At 41.6% G+C, this 17,540-nt stretch carries 21 protein-coding genes; 6 read left to right on the top strand and 15 right to left on the bottom strand.

The annotated features are described in order from the left end of the window. Nucleotides 1-88: 88 nt before the first annotated feature. Nucleotides 89-1,261, bottom strand: a complete 1,173-nt coding sequence (locus tag A4U55_RS02295) for an MFS transporter (RefSeq protein ID WP_003660250.1) — start codon at nt 1,259-1,261, stop codon at nt 89-91. 277 nt (nt 1,262-1,538) lie between these two features. Between A4U55_RS02295 and A4U55_RS02290 the strand changes: the two genes are divergently transcribed. Genes A4U55_RS02290 through A4U55_RS02280 form a run of 3 tightly spaced genes read left to right on the top strand, consistent with a single transcriptional unit; the run spans nt 1,539 to nt 3,935 of the window. Then, nucleotides 1,539-2,795 (top strand): FAD-dependent monooxygenase, encoded by a 1,257-nt coding sequence (locus tag A4U55_RS02290; protein WP_063453966.1) that lies wholly within the window; start codon nt 1,539-1,541, stop codon nt 2,793-2,795. 58 nt (nt 2,796-2,853) lie between these two features. After that, nucleotides 2,854-3,213: a CidA/LrgA family protein gene (locus A4U55_RS02285; protein ID WP_227513412.1), complete on the top strand. Its 360-nt coding sequence runs from the start codon at nt 2,854-2,856 to the stop codon at nt 3,211-3,213. A 5-nt stretch (nt 3,214-3,218) separates the two neighbouring features. Beyond that, on the top strand, nt 3,219-3,935 hold the full coding sequence (locus tag A4U55_RS02280) for an LrgB family protein (protein WP_003657471.1): 717 nt from the start codon (nt 3,219-3,221) through the stop codon (nt 3,933-3,935). Nucleotides 3,936-4,036: 101 nt separating this feature from the next. Here A4U55_RS02280 and A4U55_RS09095 read toward each other — a convergent pair whose 3' ends face one another. The 6 genes from A4U55_RS09095 to A4U55_RS02255 all read right to left on the bottom strand — a co-directional run bounded on the left by A4U55_RS09095 (nt 4,037) and on the right by A4U55_RS02255 (nt 6,413). Beyond that, on the bottom strand, nt 4,037-4,276 hold the full coding sequence (locus A4U55_RS09095; RefSeq protein ID WP_197711690.1) for a 3'-5' exonuclease family protein: 240 nt from the start codon (nt 4,274-4,276) through the stop codon (nt 4,037-4,039). A 7-nt stretch (nt 4,277-4,283) separates the two neighbouring features. Further along, nucleotides 4,284-4,646, bottom strand: a complete 363-nt coding sequence (locus A4U55_RS09090; RefSeq protein ID WP_197711689.1) for an exonuclease domain-containing protein — start codon at nt 4,644-4,646, stop codon at nt 4,284-4,286. Nucleotides 4,647-4,654: 8 nt separating this feature from the next. Continuing rightward, a complete protein-coding gene (locus A4U55_RS02270) occupies nt 4,655-4,891 on the bottom strand; it encodes a putative nucleotidyltransferase substrate binding domain-containing protein (protein ID WP_227544948.1) in 237 nt (78 codons plus the stop codon). Nucleotides 4,892-4,930: 39 nt separating this feature from the next. Continuing rightward, entirely contained in the window at nt 4,931-5,368 is a 438-nt protein-coding gene (locus A4U55_RS02265) for a DUF294 nucleotidyltransferase-like domain-containing protein (RefSeq protein ID WP_003660245.1), read from the bottom strand. After that, nucleotides 5,359-5,820: a DUF294 nucleotidyltransferase-like domain-containing protein gene (locus A4U55_RS09285; RefSeq protein WP_063453964.1), complete on the bottom strand. Its 462-nt coding sequence runs from the start codon at nt 5,818-5,820 to the stop codon at nt 5,359-5,361. Before A4U55_RS09285 ends, A4U55_RS02265 begins: the two co-directional genes overlap by 10 nt. A gap of 89 nt (nt 5,821-5,909) precedes the next feature. Beyond that, a complete protein-coding gene (locus A4U55_RS02255; RefSeq protein ID WP_049156638.1) occupies nt 5,910-6,413 on the bottom strand; it encodes a Crp/Fnr family transcriptional regulator in 504 nt (167 codons plus the stop codon). Nucleotides 6,414-6,682: 269 nt separating this feature from the next. Between A4U55_RS02255 and dcd the strand changes: the two genes are divergently transcribed. Together dcd and A4U55_RS02245 are read left to right on the top strand one after the other, a co-directional pair. Beyond that, nucleotides 6,683-7,258: a dCTP deaminase gene (gene dcd, locus A4U55_RS02250; protein WP_003657468.1), complete on the top strand. Its 576-nt coding sequence runs from the start codon at nt 6,683-6,685 to the stop codon at nt 7,256-7,258. A gap of 106 nt (nt 7,259-7,364) precedes the next feature. Further along, nucleotides 7,365-7,658, top strand: coding sequence for a polyhydroxyalkanoic acid system family protein (locus tag A4U55_RS02245; protein ID WP_003657466.1), 294 nt, complete (start codon nt 7,365-7,367; stop codon nt 7,656-7,658). A 75-nt stretch (nt 7,659-7,733) separates the two neighbouring features. Here A4U55_RS02245 and truD read toward each other — a convergent pair whose 3' ends face one another. From truD to miaE, 3 genes are all read right to left on the bottom strand, one after another. Next, nucleotides 7,734-8,819 carry a tRNA pseudouridine(13) synthase TruD gene (gene truD, locus A4U55_RS02240; RefSeq protein WP_063453963.1) on the bottom strand — a complete coding sequence of 362 codons (1,086 nt, stop codon included), beginning with the start codon at nt 8,817-8,819 and terminating at the stop codon, nt 7,734-7,736. Nucleotides 8,820-9,123: 304 nt separating this feature from the next. Then, nucleotides 9,124-10,593, bottom strand: coding sequence for an NAD(P)H-hydrate dehydratase (locus tag A4U55_RS02235; protein ID WP_003660243.1), 1,470 nt, complete (start codon nt 10,591-10,593; stop codon nt 9,124-9,126). Between the two features lie 21 nt (nt 10,594-10,614). Beyond that, on the bottom strand, nt 10,615-11,337 hold the full coding sequence (gene miaE, locus A4U55_RS02230; protein WP_003660242.1) for a tRNA-(ms[2]io[6]A)-hydroxylase: 723 nt from the start codon (nt 11,335-11,337) through the stop codon (nt 10,615-10,617). A gap of 607 nt (nt 11,338-11,944) precedes the next feature. Between miaE and A4U55_RS02225 the strand changes: the two genes are divergently transcribed. Then, nucleotides 11,945-13,021: a porin gene (locus A4U55_RS02225; RefSeq protein ID WP_003657461.1), complete on the top strand. Its 1,077-nt coding sequence runs from the start codon at nt 11,945-11,947 to the stop codon at nt 13,019-13,021. Between the two features lie 106 nt (nt 13,022-13,127). Here A4U55_RS02225 and A4U55_RS02220 read toward each other — a convergent pair whose 3' ends face one another. The 5 genes from A4U55_RS02220 to asd all read right to left on the bottom strand — a co-directional run bounded on the left by A4U55_RS02220 (nt 13,128) and on the right by asd (nt 17,339). Next, nucleotides 13,128-13,796, bottom strand: coding sequence for an esterase/lipase family protein (locus A4U55_RS02220; protein WP_003657460.1), 669 nt, complete (start codon nt 13,794-13,796; stop codon nt 13,128-13,130). 133 nt (nt 13,797-13,929) lie between these two features. Then, nucleotides 13,930-14,151: a translation initiation factor IF-1 gene (gene infA, locus A4U55_RS02215; RefSeq protein ID WP_003657459.1), complete on the bottom strand. Its 222-nt coding sequence runs from the start codon at nt 14,149-14,151 to the stop codon at nt 13,930-13,932. 120 nt (nt 14,152-14,271) lie between these two features. Beyond that, nucleotides 14,272-15,078: a tRNA pseudouridine(38-40) synthase TruA gene (gene truA, locus A4U55_RS02210; protein WP_003657458.1), complete on the bottom strand. Its 807-nt coding sequence runs from the start codon at nt 15,076-15,078 to the stop codon at nt 14,272-14,274. Beyond that, on the bottom strand, nt 15,075-16,064 hold the full coding sequence (locus A4U55_RS02205; protein ID WP_003664612.1) for an asparaginase: 990 nt from the start codon (nt 16,062-16,064) through the stop codon (nt 15,075-15,077). The genes truA and A4U55_RS02205 overlap by 4 nt, the downstream gene beginning before the upstream one ends. Nucleotides 16,065-16,217: 153 nt before the next feature. Continuing rightward, nucleotides 16,218-17,339 carry an aspartate-semialdehyde dehydrogenase gene (gene asd, locus A4U55_RS02200; protein ID WP_003657455.1) on the bottom strand — a complete coding sequence of 374 codons (1,122 nt, stop codon included), beginning with the start codon at nt 17,337-17,339 and terminating at the stop codon, nt 16,218-16,220. Nucleotides 17,340-17,540 lie beyond the last annotated feature (201 nt).

The raw sequence follows: 17,540 nt of genomic DNA, 5'->3' as shown, positions 1-17,540 counted from the left end.
ATTTTTGGAATGAATGGCTTGGTATCACATATCATAATGACTTCATGATTAAAAACTAAGCTGCATGTAAGGTTGATTTAAAAATTGGCTAAGCGTGCTTACGCATGAATAAGGTCACAACGCCCAAAGCAATCAGCTGAACCACCAAGATTAGCCCAACTGTCCAAAGCCATTTGCCTTGGGCATAAGCTAAGGCACACGCCCAAGCACCAATGAAGCCACCGCCATAATAACCCATATAATACAGCCCTGACGCCAAAGACCGACCCTCGCTGACATGGCTGGTCAAATAGCTGATGGTTGCAGACTGAGTGATGAACACACCAGAGGACATTAAAGTTAGTCCCATAATAACTATACCCAAAGGCATAAACAATGTCATTAATAGGCCTGTGATAGAAACAAGGATAGCCAACAGTATCGTTGAGGTCATGCCAAAGCGTATCACCACGCGTGTGGATAATGGTGTGATGACCATACCAATCAAATAAATGGCAAAAATATTGGCAAGATCGGCAGGCGTGAGTAGATACGGGCTTTCTGATAAATGAAGATTGATGAATGTAAAACAGCCCACCAAACTAAACAAAACGCACGCTCCCAAAAATCCACTACAGATGACATGAAGATTTTTGGTGTGTGAGAATAATGTGGCAAATGCAGTACGAAAATTCTCAGAAATGATAAAATTTTGTGAACGATGTAGGGATTTATATGCCCAAATCGCACCGATTAATGTGCATATTGCCATCACTATATAGCCATAACGCCAACCAATAAAATGCTCCAAATGCCCTGCAAAAAACCGCCCACTAAAACCACCAAGTACCGTCCCTGATACATAAAGTGACATCATAGTTGTCAGTCTTGAGCTGTATTCTTCACTGATATAAGCAATCAAAACTACCGTAATGCCAGGCACGCTTACCCCTTGCAAAAACCGCCAAAAAATCACTTCATGGATACTACTTGCCATGCCAATCAGTGCTGTTGGCAGAGCAAGCATAAGTAATGAGCTTACGATGAATGGCTTTCTACCAACAGCATCAGACAGCATACCCATAAATGGCGATATCAGTGCAATGGCAAGCACGGTCGCACCTACCGCCATTCCTGCTTGAACTTCAGTTGCCTTAAGATCTATCATCAGTACAGGTAAAATCGCCTGAACTGAATACACTTGCAAAAATGCAAAAAATCCGATCATGGCAATAGTGAATTTTTCACTCAAGGTTGGCAGATGGAAATGAAGGGCAGTCATAGTCTGATTTTGGCTGAAGTTTTTGTCTATTGTAGCACAGATAAGGCGAATAAGGCTTGAGCTTTGACTTTAGATAATTTTTATAATACATGTTATGTCATTTATCAATGGCTTATTTTTGGGTTTTTGATGACTTAAATGACCTAAGAACTTAAATGATCTAAGATAAGCTACCTAAGAGTTATCCTGATTAAATAATCAGCCAATTTTGCCAAATTATTCTATAAAAATGCTAAAATATTCACTTTTAATCTCCAAGACAAGCAGGAAAAATGATATGGCACAGACTCAAAAGATGGTATTGATTGTTGGCGGTGGTCATGTCGGCTTATCATTTGCTTTATTGTTGGCACATCATGGCATTAAAAGCACACTTGTTGAGCATCATCGTTATCCGACCATTGAGCCTGATGAAGATAACGCACGCACGCAGTATTTAGACAGCCGTAATACAGCACTGTCACGCCGTACTGTGCAAATTTATCAAGAAATTGGGCTTTGGGCGTATCTTCAGAGTCATGCATGCCATATTGACCAAGTTAACATCAGTGAGCTTGGCAGCTTTGGGCATGCCACCTTAAATAAAGATGAAGAAGGTGTGGAAAGCTTTGGGCAAGTGATGGAAAATGCACATTTAGGCAGGCAGTTGTTATTGACAGTCAAGGATAGTCCCTTGATCAACTTATATGATGGTGCAAGTGTGATTGATATCGCTCAAGATGAAGCTCATGCAAGCATTACAGTAAAATTTGATACAGGTCAAATCAAAACCTTAACAGCGCCACTTGTGGTGGCTTGTGATGGACAGCATTCGGCGGTGCGTCAACGATTGAATATCGGTGTTGATATTCATGACTATGAGCAGGTTGGTATCGTTGGTGTGGTACAAACTGACAAAGCACATAAACATACGGCAATTGAACGCTTTAGTGAGGCTGGGCCTTTGGCGGTGCTGCCTTTGACAGATGGTATGGGCGATGGTGGCACAGGGCAGACGGCAGGTTATCGCCGCTCGGTGGTGTTTATTTGTCCAAAAGGTGAAGAAGGACGGTATTTAAGCGATGATGAGTATTACCTTCAGACACTCCAAACAGTTTTTGGTACGGCAGCAGGGCGATTTGTGGCGACAGGTAGGCGTGGAGCATATCCACTGACCAAAGTGCTAGCACATCGTCAGGTGTCAGGTCGTTTTGTCATTATGGGCAATGCTGCCCATACGCTACACCCTGTGGCAGGTCAAGGGTTTAATTTGTGTCTAAGAGATGCGTATACACTGGCAAATATGCTGGCAAAAGCGGTTGCCAAAGAAGGCAGTCAGGTGGATTTGGGACAATATGATCGCTTGATCCGTTATGAAAATGCTCGCCAAAAAGACCAAAAACGCGTTATCAAATTCTGTGATACTGTCGTTGGTAGCTTTTGCCACCCCAATCCTGTGATGAGATTTGTGCGTAATGTGGGCTTGATTTGTTTTGATAAAGTGCCAGGCATTAAGCCTTTGGTGGCAACTTATGCCATGGGACTTAAGTCTTGATTTTCATTGGTCATATGGCGATACAGTATAAGGATATGTCATGATCTTAAAGGCGATAATGATTGTATTTGGTTGCTTATTTCTGGGTCAAGTCATCGTGGGCTTATTTGATTTGCCGCTGCCGCCGAGCGTCGTTGGACTGATTTTATTATTTTTGGCATTGCAGGTAGGCATAGTTAAGCTTGCCACCATCGAAAAACTTGCCAAAGTGTTAATGGATTATTTGGTGCTACTTGTCGTACCTGCTTGTATTTCTATCATGCAATATCTAGACATCATTCGAGATGATTTTTGGGTGCTAATCATCGGTGTGAGTGTCAGCACAATTTTGGTGCTATTAACCTCGGCAGGCTCATACACTTGGCTAAGAAAACTTCAAAAATCTCATGCTCAAACCACCAAAAACCAAGGCAGATAAGTCAGATGGATAAATTTGTAACACTGTACCAGACGCTGTCTACCAGTCCATTTTTACTGCTGATGCTTTTGATGGGTGTATTTGAGCTGACAATATGGGCAAGAACACGCTTCAACCAGCCGTTGATTAACCCAACTTTGGTAACAACCATTGTTGTTATCTTGATTTTAAAATTTGCCAATATCAAATGGCAGGCGTTTGAACAAGCCAGTAGCTATATCACCTTTTGGCTTCAGCCTGTGGTTGTGTGTTTGGCAGTGCCTTTGTATATTCAATGGCAAAAAATTCGTGTACAGTGGCTGCCGATTTTGGTGTCTCAATTTGTGGCAAGTCTTGTTGGTATCGTCTCTGGTGTGTGGATTGTACGGGCGTTGGGCGGTAGTTATGATAGCATGATCGCAACGGCAGCGAAGTCTGTGACGATGCCGATTGCCATCGAGGTTACCCAAGCTTTGGGTGGAATTATCGGCATTACGGCGGCAACGGTGCTGATTGCAGGCGTGGTAGGTCAGATTTTTGGTGTTTGGATACTTTATAAATCAGGCATGAGATTGCCAATGGGCATGGGGTTATCACTTGGTTCGGCATCTCATGCGCTTGGTACGGTACGCTCAATGCAGCTGGGCGGGCGTTATGTGGCTTATGCGACATTGGGTCTGATTTTAAATGGCATTATGACAGCATTTTTAGCACCAGTACTGGTACCTTGGCTGGTATCATGATGACAGTGACTTTGGTCACACTGGCAGGCGGACGATAAGACGGTGATTTTATTTGGTAAACCAAATGGGGGTATGGTTTGTTTAGCCTGCTTACAATTTAGCTATACTTTTCGATGCTTTAAGGTAAGGTACATCATCGCCACATTGATGGCATCGTTCAAAGCATCATGCCTTGGTAGGTCAGGCATCCCCAAGGATTTAATCATGCCTGCCATGGCCAAATCAACATAGCTGTCATAGTATTTGTTTTTGGTTTCTTGGGCATAAAACAGCCGAGACACTTCAATTTTTGGCTGTGGCAGTTTGATACCCAGCATGGGTTTTAAAAACTTATTCACCATCACCACATCATATTCCAAAAAAATATCCCACAAGCGGTCGTCCACCCACAAACTGCAAAAATTGCTCAATGGCAAAATCTACCTTGACACCGCCACTTAAGTCCTTGGGTCTTAGTCCGTGGATGGTGACATTGGTTGCTTGTATCATGCCCTCAGGCTTGATTAAAATTTCAAAGGTTTCACTGGTTAAGATGCGATTGCCACGGATTTTGACAGCACCGATAGAGATGATTTGGGCTTCAGAGATATCAAGACTGGTTGTCTCACAATCAAAGCTGACCAACTTATCAGGATGCGTGTCATACAAAAATTCATAGCGTTTATCTTTAAGCTGACGGCGATAATAGTGATGTATTAATTTATCAAACATAACGCACCTTAAGCATAGTGTAGATTAAACTGGCTACTGACATGGTGCTTAAATTGCCTCACAACTTGTAACGCATCTTTTAATAAATCTCGCTCAAGTGTGGATAAATTTTCGGTATTAATGTGGTTTGGGGCAAGCTCTTGGTTGTGCTTGAGTGCCAAAAGTTCATTTTTTAGGCGTGTGTTCATCAGATAAGCCAATGCCTCTGAGACATCTTGGCTAAGCTGTTGTTCGATTAAACCCATCTGAGATAGCCGTGCGATGCGTTCAAAATGTTGGTCTTACTAATTTTTGCCTTGAGTGCCAATGCACAAGTGCCATGCACCACAGGGAATATTCCCATTTTTTAATATCCATTTTGTGCTTTTGTGACCCAAAATTTGTGCAAAAAATCCATGCCCATCTTCATCAAACTGATTAACTGCCCGTGCAAAACTCATCAGCATCCCCACATCGCTGTCCAAATAGCCACTTAGGTGCGTGCGTACTTCTTTAAGTAGTGCTTCATCACCGCTGACGGATTTGGCATCCATAAAAATTGCCAAATTCATCATATGATCAGGCGTGGGGTTTTTGTACCAGCTGCCTACAGTTTGCTTAAATTCACTGACCGATTGGCACCATGATGGATTATTGACCATAATTTTACCTAAGCAAGGTGGATATCCAAACTCCGCCAAAATGCCAGAAAAACGCTCAGCATAAGGCTGCATCATTTGCATATCAATGCCATCACGGACAATATCAACGCATTATCTTGATCGGTTTTTAAAACTTGTTCGCCCCGACCTTCAGAACCCATCACGACCAAACAAGTATTGGCGACAAGATTGGCAGGTGCAATCATTTGCCATGCTTTTTCAAACAGACGGCTATTAAGTACCTGCATGAGCTGGGCTAATTGTTTGGCTTGCATGCCATTGGCGTAGAGTACTGAGATGGTGTGGTTCATCTGTGATGCCACTTGGGTGAGAGCATCCAAATTGGTTGCAACTTCCAATTTTTCGGCAATCAAATGACTGTGATTGGACAAAAATGCCAAAATATCAATTTGTTTAAGTACACCAATGGGATCACCATTGGCGGTAACGACCACCCGCTGAATGCGATGATTCATCATTTTTAATAAAGCACTGAACATAAAATCATCGGCATCGGCATCGGCACAAACCAAATCAAAATGTGCCTACAGATGTGTGGCATCATTGGGGTTAAGCGTGCCTGATGAGTGAATGAAGGCATCACGAAATGCCGACTCGGTTACTAGACCGATTTACCATCGTGGTGGATGAGTAAGGATTTGGATTTATTTATCTGCATGATTTTGGTAGCGGCAATCAAACCAATTGAGCCATCATACAACTCATCATATGAGCGATAAGCATCACGCACTTTGGCAGTGAATAATCCAGCCAGCTCATTTTCACGGCGATGATCTGATTGATTTTTGAGCTTATCGGCAATATTGGCAAAAAAGTAAGCACCAAATTCGCTGTTTTCTTCGATGAGTGTACGGATGATGGTTTTGGGCATGGCGTATAATAAACTTTGTTCAACGGCAATAAAACTATGCCGATAAGACTGTCCAAACAGCGCCCGTGTATCAAAGCTATCTGAAGGGTGATACAGTGCCAATATCTCGCCACTGGCATCAATTTCTTTGACCATACCTTTGATGATGATATACAAAGTATCAATACTATCTTGTGCTTCAATGATGGCGGCATTATCATCAAAAAAGATAATATCTGTTGCTTTTTCAAGCACTTGCCTTTGATGATTGGCAGTGTATTATAAGGTACGGTACTAAAGTCAAAGCAATTCATGCCAGTCGTCCTGTATGCTTATTTTATCCATAGATCCATGCTTAATATATTAGCAGATGTCAAGAATTTCACAAGCATCAGACCATAAATTCTCCAGAAACATGGTGGGTGGGTTGGTGGTTTTTAGAGCAGATTTGTTTTAATAAGCACTACAAAAGATGGGGTAAATGCTCTATAATAAAAACAAATTTAAACACATAAGAGTAAATAATGTCTATTAAATCAGATCGCTGGATTCGTCAAATGGCCGAAAGTTATGGCATGATTGAGCCGTTTGAGCCTGAGCAGGTACGCTACAATGCACAAGGTCAAAAGTTGGTCAGCTACGGCACCTCAAGCTATGGATATGATGTACGCTGTGCTAATGAATTTAAGGTATTTACCAATGTGCATTCAGCCATCGTAGATCCCAAAAACTTTGATGATCGCAGTTTTATTGACATCATTGGTGATGAATGTATCATTCCACCAAATTCATTTGCTTTGGCGCGCACTGTTGAGTATTTTCGCATCCCAAGAGATGTACTGACGATCTGTTTGGGCAAATCCACTTATGCACGCTGTGGAATCATTGTCAATGTCACGCCACTTGAGCCTGAATGGGAGGGGCATGTAACCTTAGAATTTAGCAATACCACCAATTTGCCAGCACGCATCTATGCTGGTGAGGGTGTGGCACAGATGCTATTTTTCCAATCAGATGCTGATGATGTGTGCCAAATTTCTTATAAAGATCGTGGTGGTAAATATCAAGGTCAAACAGGTGTCACCTTACCAAAAACCTAAATTCATTGATGGTACAATAAGTGACAAAATAGCACCTAAACTGAAGATAAAATACGCTACAATGGTCAATCAATTGAGTTTCATTAACTAAGGTAAAAAGGTTTTTATGAGTGATATTTATTTTGAGCGTCAGCATGGTTTGGATTTTGAAAGTGCCAGAACGAAAGCACAAGCATGGCTACAAGAGGCCGAAAATCAGTTTGGGCTAAATATCAACTATATCAAAGGTAACAACCAAGACAATGCAAGCATTCATAAAGCAGGTGTCGATGCTCAAGCAACTTTGACTGCTGATAAAATCACCTTTCAAGCTAAACTTGGACTGTTTGCCAAACCTCTAAAAGGTGTGATCAGTTCAGGCATCAAAGAAGGCTTAGATAACTATTTCCCCCAAAGCTGATTTGAGATGATGATCTGTATTGATGATTCAGTAGTGGATTATTCATTATTTTAATCATCTTAAAATTTCATAATCTTAACTATCCTTTGATTGATACTCTTGGACAATCATAGAAATCACAACGGTAGCAAACGCACCTTTGGGCAGTCTAAATTCAAGATATAACTCATCGCCCGACCGATTCCAAGTCAGATCATACACCATCAGTCGAAGTGGGCGATATGTCAATTTGGCACCGATTTTTATCAATCCTTGGTAGAGTGTTTGGTTGTGATGATGATTAAGCAGTGTATCATAAAGCATCCGAACACTGCCGCAGTCACGCCGATCACCGATGCCAATGAGTGGTGCAGTTGGATGAATGTCGCACTGTTTGATACGGGTTTTCACATCATCCGTTGGCATATTTTGAAAAATTGAACCCGTACCCTCTAAATTAAAAACATCACCCAAAAGTGCCCGATTCCATGTACCATCAGCCACACGCTTGCCCAGCATGGCGTTAAACAGAGCACTTCTGGCGGCTGATATCAGCAGTCCATCTTTTTCGGCAAATTTTTTGTGGGGACGATAGGGCTGATCACTCATCAGCTGGCTTTCAAAAAAACTGTGAGCCTTATCAAGATTTTTACCATCGATTCCAAACCTTTGTTCACCAAAATAATTCGGCACGCCGCCAGATTTAATACGCTCAAGCGTCTCATCGATGGCATCGATATCACCGTTAAGATGACGCAGGCGAATGGCAAAATGATTGTATTTGTGCGTACCTCGGTTGAGTTTGCGACTATGCCAAATAAGATGGTTAAGTATAAAAGATTCGTCATCATTCAGATATGCTTTGGCAAAACTTTCCAAAGAAGTCTTTGGTATCGCCTTAGTGGGTAGGCGAATACTAAACCATTGATGCGTTATTGCGTGCCGATCTTTGAGTCCAGAGTAGCCGACATCACGCATAGGTACGCCCGCCCAATTGGCAAGCAGCTTTACGACATAGGTGGTATTTAGATTTATCTTGGTGATATGTAGCCACAGATGTTCACCGTTGCCTGAGTGTTCGATGTCCAAAATCTCAGTAACGATAAAGTCATTAGGCGTACTTTTAAAATCAGCGTGTAAAACGGGTGGCTGCCAAGGCAGTGGTAAAGTTGTTGGGCTCATAAATTACTTTTTGGTTGTTTTGCTTTTTGGTTATTTAATGATATCAAATTGATCAAAGTTTCGGTATGTGGTTGCCATTAGGCGTATCGGAATTTTATGATCACTGTCCTGACAGCAATTTATTTTAAATGGCAAAATCAGTCACAATAACTAAAAAATCATGTATGCCATAAGGCTAACAGATGAAAACCATTAAGATGAAGATTACCAAGAAGTGGCCAAATTCCAATTTATCATCAATAAAAACCTTGGTCAAACCGTTGATTTGAATCAGGTTTTTATTATCTGATTTGGTGATACTATGCTAATTATCAGAGGGTATGGCATTGGTTTTGAGCAGTTTGGCGGCAGTATTACCCATCTTATTGACATCAACACTGATACTCTCTTGGCTTAGTATATCACCGCTTCTGGCATGTAAAGCGATAATTTGAGCAAAGGGTAAGGTAGCATCTTGGGCGAGTAGACCTGCCAGCATACCAGATAATACATCGCCCATACCAGCGGTTGCCATGCCAGCATTACCCAAGGTACAGATACTGATATTGCCCAAAGTATCAATACTCAAAGAATTCGCTCCTTTTAAAATCCACTGTCCGCCATAGTGATTTTGTAGCTGAATAATGGCAGCCATACGATCGGCTTCAACTTGTGTTGCACTGATACCCAAAAGTCGCCCAGCTTCGGCGTGATGTGGTGTACCGATACAGTGATCAGGCAGGCGAGATGGTGGCTGATTTGCCAAATGCCATAGTGCATCGGCATCGAGTACGATTGGCATATGGTGTGTCATTAGTATTGCCAGCCACTTTTTAAAAATGCTCTTAGCCCAGTCATCACGCCCAAGCCCCATGCCAAAGCATATTGCAGTCATCTCAGTAAGCTGTGTTTGGTCAATCTTATCGATATGCCCAAGCATCAGGTTGGGGCTTTTGCTGATGATGGCGGTATGGTGATTGGGATGTGTCATGACCGTGACTCGACCTGCACCGACTTGAATGGCAGCTTCAGCACTCATCAAGGCAGCACCGCCCATGAGTGCAGAGCCACCAATGACCATGACCGAACCTGCGCCGCCTTTATGTAGATGATTGCTATGTCTGGTTCTGTTGGGTAGGCTGGGTAAGCGGTTATTTATGATAGCAATTGGCTCAAGTAACATATCAGTGGGAATTAACGGATGATTGATAATACACCCAACATAGTTTTTGGCATAACCCATGAATAACCCAGCTTTATAAGCCATTAGGCACAGTGTCATATCCACCTGTGTTGCACAGGGCAGAGGTATACCAGTATCAGGATGTAGCCCTGAAGGTATATCAATAGCGATTTTGGTACCTTTTATGGCATTATACTGCTCAATGATGGTACACCAAATATCATCCAATGGGTGTGTCAAACCATCGCCAAATAATGCATCAATATGTATATCTGCTTCGATAGGCGACTGTAAAATAGGTAAATCAGCAGCAATTACATCTTGATAAGCCCAAACAGCATCATCACTCTTAGCAGGCAGGGCAGGGTAGATGGACACATGATAATACTCCGACAAGTATACCCCAAGTAAATAACCATCACCGCCATTGTTGCCAACGCCGCACCAAATACAGATAGAGCTATCAGGCTTTAGATGAGCTTTTAGTGTATTGGACATCATCAGTGCGGCTTGCTGCATCAGCCCAAAACTACGATTACCGAGCCCAACCCAACGATTCTGCCAGTCTTTGACCGCATTTGCTGTATAGATGGGCGTTGGAAAATGATACATGATGAGTGCCTTTTAATCAGGTTACAACTTGTTGGGCGATGAGATGATTGGTGGCACACCATTTGCCATCAAAGTATCGCTTGGTGTGCCACTATGAAAGCGTAGCTCATCATCAGGCGACTGTATCAGCTCACATTCAATGTCACGAAAAAAAGCCACCCGTTCATCAATACTGTCATCTGTGATGGAGCGAGCCAACATTAAGTAGTCTTCATAATGACGGCTTTCTGATTTGAGTAAATACTTATAATAGCGTGCCAGTTTTTCATCATCAATAACCTCTGACAACGCCCCAAATCGCTCACATGATCGAGCTTCAATGAATGCACCAATAATCAGCACATCTACCATCGCAGCAGGTTCATAGGTGCGTTTGTGTTTCAAAAGCCCCTTGGCGTAGCGACCTGCAGGCAGATAATACCAATCAATGTTACGCTCTTTCATTAATGATAAAACTTGCTCATAGTGCAGCATCTCTTCACGCACCAATTGAGCCAAACGCTCTTGTAAAGTGCGATGAAATTCATAACGAAAAATCAAATTCATCGCTGTGCCTGCTGCCTTTTTTTCACAGTTAGCATGATCTTGGAGTAGCAGTGGTAGATGTTCACATGCCAAGTTTAGCCAGCGCTCCGAGGTGCGACAACCTAAAAACTCATGGATATGGCTAATATCTGTCTTGGTGCGTGCATGGGTCGTGATGACTGTTAGATCATCTTCAGGGGCGGTGATCGCTTCACTCATATATCATCCAAAATGTCATAAATAAATTTATTATACCATAGCTTAATTACCCAAATGATAGACAAATACCTAAGTTTTATATTCAAACTTATCAATGTAAAAGTTTTGGGCAATTCATTGAACAATATATTTATAATCGTTACAGTTATGCAATATTTTTATGTTCATATTACACTCACTATCTAAAATTAAGTTTATAAATATTTTATTTGTCAAGATTTTTAGGTGGGTAATAGCAATTAAATTGTAACAAATTTTTTAATTTTATTGAATTTAGTGAGCTGATTTTATCATCATTAAATCGTAATAATTCAAAATAATACAAATTTAATATACAAAAAATATTATATATATCAATTTATTACATAAATACTTATTCATATTATAGAAATTTTAATTATTAAGGTATTGCAAAATATTTTAAAGTTGGTATCCTATAGCCATAGTATAAATTTTAGTATTCCATATTGATACAACATGTAATTTTATGTTACTCTGTGTCATGATGAATTATCATCATCGTTAGCGATACATCGGCATTTTGCCAGTGTATCTTATTGACAAGTACGATTGTACTAGGGAATACACCTTTCCAGTGGAGAAAACCATGAAAAAACTTGCTCTAGCAACCGCTGTCGCTGCTTTATCTGTATCTGCTGCACAAGCAACACCGACTGTTTACGGTAAAGCATTTTTGACTATTGATGCCAACAATACTGATACAACTTATAATTCAGGTCTTGTACAATTATCTGAAGATACCAATGAAAGCGGGCTTAACTCAAATACCTCACGCATTGGTTTTAAAGGTTCTGAAGCTTTAAATGCTAATACTGATGTTGTGTATCAACTTGAATATAAGATTGACATTGATGCTGATCGTGGCGATAACTTTAAATCTCGTGATACTTACCTAGGTCTTGCTCATAAACAATACGGCACATTGTTGGCTGGTCGCTTAACAACTATTGATGACAGTGTTGATTTTGCCAGCATGTTGGAAGGTAATAATGTCGCTGACATCGGTCCTACTTTTAATGCCCCTCGTGCCAACAATGCCTTTGCTTATGTATCACCTGAGTATAATGGTACTCAGTTCTTAGCTATGTATGCATTTGACTCAGATACTGACAAGGGCGGTCTTGCCAAAGATGACCAGTTTGGTGTGGGTGCAACTTATAGCACAGGCCCTATCAATGCAGGTGCGACTTATATTCACTACGGTGATGACAGTCACATTCGCCTATCTGGCAACTATGCGGTTTCTCCAGCATTGACTGTAGGTGCTTTATATCAAATCTCAGAATTTGGTGTCGCTGCCAAAAATCAAAAAGCCAGTCCTTTGTCTGAGGGCAAGGTAGGCGATAAAAAAGAAAACACCCTTATCGTGAGTGGCGAGATGAAAACTGCCACGCCATGGACAGCCTATGGTCAGGCAACTTTGATTAAAAATGTTGCTGGTAATGATGGCGATGAGTCAGTGGGTGTTGGTATTGGTGGTAAATATGCCTTTAATAAAGCCACCACAGGTCATGTCTACACTGGCTATGTCAACAGCGAGCGTAAAAATGTCAAGTATGAGGGCAGTAATGAAACACATAAAAATGCACACAAAGATACAAAGTTTGATGGTTATAAGAACAGTGGCTTTGGTATCGGCGCAGGTTTAGAATATAAATTCTAATCTTTACCCGAAGCAAAAAAGCTCATCTTAATGATGGGCTTTTTATTGCGATAATCAATTTGGTGGTTAAATGTTAGCTATGGCTTAGGTAGTGTTTTGGTATCGATTAATGATTGGGCTGGTGTTGAAATTTACCATGGTTTAAAAAATATGCGGTTTGATGGGCAACAGTCAAATCTGTGAGTAGCCCTGTATGACTGACTGGCAGTAATAAATAATCCTTGGCATTTTGAAGTATTGTTTCAGAAACAAAGACAGTACCATCATGTTGAGCATCAAGCTTATTTAGGCGATGTAATCGCTTGTGTAGCATTAATAAAGGCAAACCAAGCCCAAAAGGTCGATTGCCTGCAATGATGCCAAGCTCAATACCATTGGGCAGTTGTGGACAAGTACCATCAAGTGCGCCCAAATAAGATTGATTGACGAATGGTTTTAGGTATGTGTTGGCATAGTGTGCAACTTGACTGCCGCAGTGTGGCGTTCCCAAGGTAACACAGCGATGTATCCGCCAGACAGGATAATTTGCCAAAAAATGCCGAATGACCAAACCACCCAAGCTATGCCCAACTAAATTGATTGGGCGATTGACATCATGGGTTTGGGTAAGATATTGATGTAGGTTTTCACTGTGTACGGCGATGGGCTGCATCAAACTGCGATAACCGTAGCGATGGGTCGATAATCCCAAATTGATTAATTTTTTCTCCAAAGGTTTCATATACCAAGGGCTTAAGTGTAAGCCATGGATGAGAATGGTTAATGGTGTATCCATCATATAAAGTACTTATTTAATTAATCACATCTTCTCAAATTGATCAGCCATCAAAAATAACTAACACAAAATACACATATTTCAAATACCAAAAAAACCCAACCAATTGATTGGGTTTGTCGTATCTGTCAGATTATTTGCCACGGTATGTAATACGACCTTTGGTTAAGTCATAAGGTGTCATTTCAACTTTGACTTTATCGCCTGTTAGGATACGGATATAGTGCTTTCTCATTTTACCTGAAATGTGGGCGATGATTTCGTGTCCATTATCTAGGCGAACCTTGAATAAAGTATTTGGCAAAGTATCAATAACCTCGCCTTCAAATTCGATAATATCGTCTTTTTTTGCCATAATCTTAAGTAATCAATAATGAATTTGGTCTATTATACTCTTTTTTGGTGAAAAATACAGCATCAAATGATGATTTTGTACGATTTATCATGACCGTGTACCTGATGTCATGATTGAGTATCAATCAGGTAAGTTTAGCCATAATGGCGTTAGTGGCATCTGCGGTAGTAGTGATTCAAAGCGTTTATGATAATAGGCATTGATAAAATATAGCCCATCAGCAGATGCGGTTGGTGGTGCCAAAGTGCGATTTTTTGCAAGCATCAGCTCATAAAATGTCTCTGGGGATATTTCTCCTCGTCCAACAGCAAATAACGCTCCCATGATGTTACGAACCATGTGATGTAAAAATCCGTCGGCTTGGATATCTAGTATCAAGTAGCTGCCATGCTGAAACAAGTTGGCATGTGTGACTGTACGTACTGGCTGATTTGATTGGCAGGCAGCTGCCCGAAAACTGCTAAAATCATGTGTACCTACGATAAATTGGCTGGCTATTATCATAGCATCTATATCAAGCTTAGTGTATTCATGCGTGACTTGATGGCGTAAAATGGCAGGGCGATAGGGCTGATTGAGTGTGATATAGCGATAACGACGAGCGATGGCACTAAAGCGAGCATGAAAATCATCAGGCATGGGCTGAACCCACCTTAAGGCAATGTCATCAGGCAGTAGGCTATTTGTACCACGCAACCAACTGTGGGCTGAGCGCTCAGCGTGCGTTACAAAATGTGCAATCATATTACCTGCGTGTACGCCTGCATCGGTACGCCCAGCAGCGATAAGCTCAATGGACTCATTGGCAATGGTGGACAGTGCTTTTTCGATGACGGCTTGTACGCCGATGACTTCTTCTTGCCGCTGCCAACCACGATAGCGTGTGCCGATGAATTCGATACCGACAGCCAAAGTATGTGTTTTCATGAGAATTTCCAGTGCCAAGCGGTGAGCTTTTGGGTGATGGATAGCCAAAGTATTTGACCATAAATAGACGGAATGGTTAATGAACCAGATGCCCAAACACCATGTTCATATTGCCAAGCCCCTGCTGCATAGTCCATATTTGTACCACCATAGGCACACATGGTGGTACAAATGATGGCAACGCCACGATCTGTTAACTTTGCCAAAGCATCAATTATGGCTTGTGACTTAGGTAGATTGCCTGCACCATAGCCAATCAAAATCACCGCACAAGCATCAGCCGCTACCAACAATTCATCAGCCAGTGCATTAGGATCGTTAGGCAGTGCATACACTGACCGAATCTTGACAGATTTAGCACGCTTAATCAATGAGGGTAATTGATTTAAGTAAATGGCGGTATTGATCGATGGTGGTGATGATTTATTAAATATGGCATCTGCTCCCATAAAGGCATTGGGTGCTTGGCTATTGATTTTTTGGGTATGTTTGGCATTGAATGATTGATGATGAAAATGGACAAATGTGCCACACTGTGCCGCTGCCAAATCCAAAGACTGCGATAAATTATTCCAAGCGTCGCTATCATAATTGATGGATAAATCAGCACATTGTGGCAATAATAAAGGCTGCATACTGCCAGTAATCACGAGACTTAAATCGGTAAATTCATCAAATGCATGTGCCAAAAAAGCCGCCAAAAAACTGAGCGTATCAGTGCCTGTGATGAGTACAAATTTTCGATAACCATCATGATAAGCGGTCAAAATCAGCTCATAAAAGCCCACAAAATCAGATGGCGTCATAAGGCTTGAGTCTTTGATGATCTGATTGTTCAAGATTTTTATATGATGATCAGTTGTGCCATATAGATTGCTGAGTATTGGCAAAAAAATCTCAGCAGGCAAAGCAGATAGTGGTGTGCCATGGCTGCCAAAAGTGCCGCCAGCATAGATGAGGCAAATGGGTGATTGGGTAGGTGTCATAATAATTAAGCTGTATTTAGGGCTATGTCAACTCAGATGTATTGTGCTTTCATAGAATAAATTTACTCAATATTATAAATAAAACTGCCTAATAAAGCCATCAAAAAAAGGTGCGTCAGTCACGACACACCTTAATTTGGTGATTTTGTAAAATCAGATACGACCTTGCAGGATGGCAAGCATACGACGCAAAGGCTCAGCAGCACCCCAAAGCAGCTGATCACCGACTGTAAATGCGGTCAAGTATTCACCGCCCATATTCAGTTTACGCAGACGACCCACAGCAACATTTAACGTACCTGTAACAGCCACAGGGGTCAGACGCTCCATGCTGGTGGCTTTATCATTTTCAACAACATCAAGCCATGGATTGTTGCTTTCACGCAGTGCGGTTGTGATCTCTGCCAAGGGAATGTCTTTGGTTAGCTTGATGGTAAGTGCTTGGCTGTGGCATCGCATGGCGCCGATACGCACACAAATACCATCGATATTGATGGTTTCATCAGCTGATTTACCTAAGATTTTATTGGTTTCAGCTTGAGCTTTCCATTCTTCACGAGATTGACCATTATCTAGCTGACTGTCAATGTAAGGAATTAAACTGCCTGCCAGTACAGCACCAAAATGCTGCTTGGGAAAATCGTCGCTACGCTGTGTATCAGCAATAGTTCTATCAATCTCAAGGATGGCTGAGGCGGGGTCATCAAGCTGATCTGACACCGAATCACGCAGAACACCCATGCCTTTGATGAGTTCACGCATGTTATTCGCACCAGCACCTGAAGCGGCTTGATAGGTCATGGCAGATACCCACTCAACCCAACCACGACGGAATAGCTCGCCAATTGCCATCAGCATTAGGCTGACTGTACAGTTGCCGCCAATAAAGTCTTTTTTACCATCAGCAAGTGCCTTATCAATGACATCACGATTGATGGGGTCTAGAATGATGATGGCATCTTCTTGCATACGCAGGCTACTGGCTGCATCAATCCAATAGCCATGCCACCCACTATCTCGCAATGCACTGTGTACTTGCTTTGTATAATCACCGCCTTGGCAGGTGATGATGGCATCGCATCGAGATAACTCTAGGATATCAGTTGCATCTTTGAGCGTACCGCCGTCCACACCATCAAAACTTGGTGCTTGACCACCAGCATTGCTGGTTGAAAAAAATACAGGCGTAATGTGCTGAAAATCGCCTTCTTCAACCATGCGACTCATCAAAACTGAGCCAACCATGCCACGCCACCCAACCAAACCAACAACCATTTTTTCTGCCATTTTAGATACCTTTTATTGGTGAAAACGCTCAATCAAACCCAGATGACTGAACTAAAAAAGAATTGATAACTATGCCCTTTTATGACTAAAAAATCAAGTCATTTTATGGTCTTTGGGCGTTTATTTTTAGTTAAGAAAAATTGTATTTGATTTGATGCTAAAAATAGTGTGTTTGTTCAATGATATTAG

This window comes from Moraxella catarrhalis (genome assembly GCF_001632285.1).
Classification (GTDB): domain Bacteria; phylum Pseudomonadota; class Gammaproteobacteria; order Pseudomonadales; family Moraxellaceae; genus Moraxella; species Moraxella catarrhalis.
The sequence above is the reverse complement of the archived record's forward strand: the minus strand, read 5'-3'. Positions and strand labels throughout refer to the sequence as shown.

Bases quoted from the DNA above. Each gene is read 5' to 3' on its own strand.
- truD (WP_063453963.1), bottom strand. From the start codon at position 8,819: ATGAGCCCAACAACTTTACCACTGCCTTGGCAGCCACCCGTTTTACAC.
- A4U55_RS02270 (WP_227544948.1), bottom strand. From the start codon at position 4,891: ATGGGTTTAATCGAACAACAGCTTAGCCAAGATGTCTCAGAGGCATTG.
- A4U55_RS02235 (WP_003660243.1), bottom strand. From the start codon at position 10,593: ATGTATCATTTTCCAACGCCCATCTATACAGCAAATGCGGTCAAAGAC.
- A4U55_RS09095 (WP_197711690.1), bottom strand. From the start codon at position 4,276: ATGGTGAATAAGTTTTTAAAACCCATGCTGGGTATCAAACTGCCACAG.
- dcd (WP_003657468.1), top strand. From the start codon at position 6,683: ATGTCTATTAAATCAGATCGCTGGATTCGTCAAATGGCCGAAAGTTAT.
- truA (WP_003657458.1), bottom strand. From the start codon at position 15,078: ATGAAAACACATACTTTGGCTGTCGGTATCGAATTCATCGGCACACGC.
- A4U55_RS02220 (WP_003657460.1), bottom strand. From the start codon at position 13,796: ATGGATACACCATTAACCATTCTCATCCATGGCTTACACTTAAGCCCT.
- A4U55_RS02225 (WP_003657461.1), top strand. From the start codon at position 11,945: ATGAAAAAACTTGCTCTAGCAACCGCTGTCGCTGCTTTATCTGTATCT.
- A4U55_RS02265 (WP_003660245.1), bottom strand. From the start codon at position 5,368: ATGCAAATGATGCAGCCTTATGCTGAGCGTTTTTCTGGCATTTTGGCG.
- A4U55_RS02205 (WP_003664612.1), bottom strand. From the start codon at position 16,064: ATGACACCTACCCAATCACCCATTTGCCTCATCTATGCTGGCGGCACT.
- infA (WP_003657459.1), bottom strand. From the start codon at position 14,151: ATGGCAAAAAAAGACGATATTATCGAATTTGAAGGCGAGGTTATTGAT.
- miaE (WP_003660242.1), bottom strand. From the start codon at position 11,337: ATGAGTGAAGCGATCACCGCCCCTGAAGATGATCTAACAGTCATCACG.
- asd (WP_003657455.1), bottom strand. From the start codon at position 17,339: ATGGTTGTTGGTTTGGTTGGGTGGCGTGGCATGGTTGGCTCAGTTTTG.
- A4U55_RS09090 (WP_197711689.1), bottom strand. From the start codon at position 4,646: ATGTTTGATAAATTAATACATCACTATTATCGCCGTCAGCTTAAAGAT.
- A4U55_RS02295 (WP_003660250.1), bottom strand. From the start codon at position 1,261: ATGACTGCCCTTCATTTCCATCTGCCAACCTTGAGTGAAAAATTCACT.
- A4U55_RS02290 (WP_063453966.1), top strand. From the start codon at position 1,539: ATGGCACAGACTCAAAAGATGGTATTGATTGTTGGCGGTGGTCATGTC.
- A4U55_RS02245 (WP_003657466.1), top strand. From the start codon at position 7,365: ATGAGTGATATTTATTTTGAGCGTCAGCATGGTTTGGATTTTGAAAGT.
- A4U55_RS02285 (WP_227513412.1), top strand. From the start codon at position 2,854: ATGATTGTATTTGGTTGCTTATTTCTGGGTCAAGTCATCGTGGGCTTA.
- A4U55_RS02280 (WP_003657471.1), top strand. From the start codon at position 3,219: ATGGATAAATTTGTAACACTGTACCAGACGCTGTCTACCAGTCCATTT.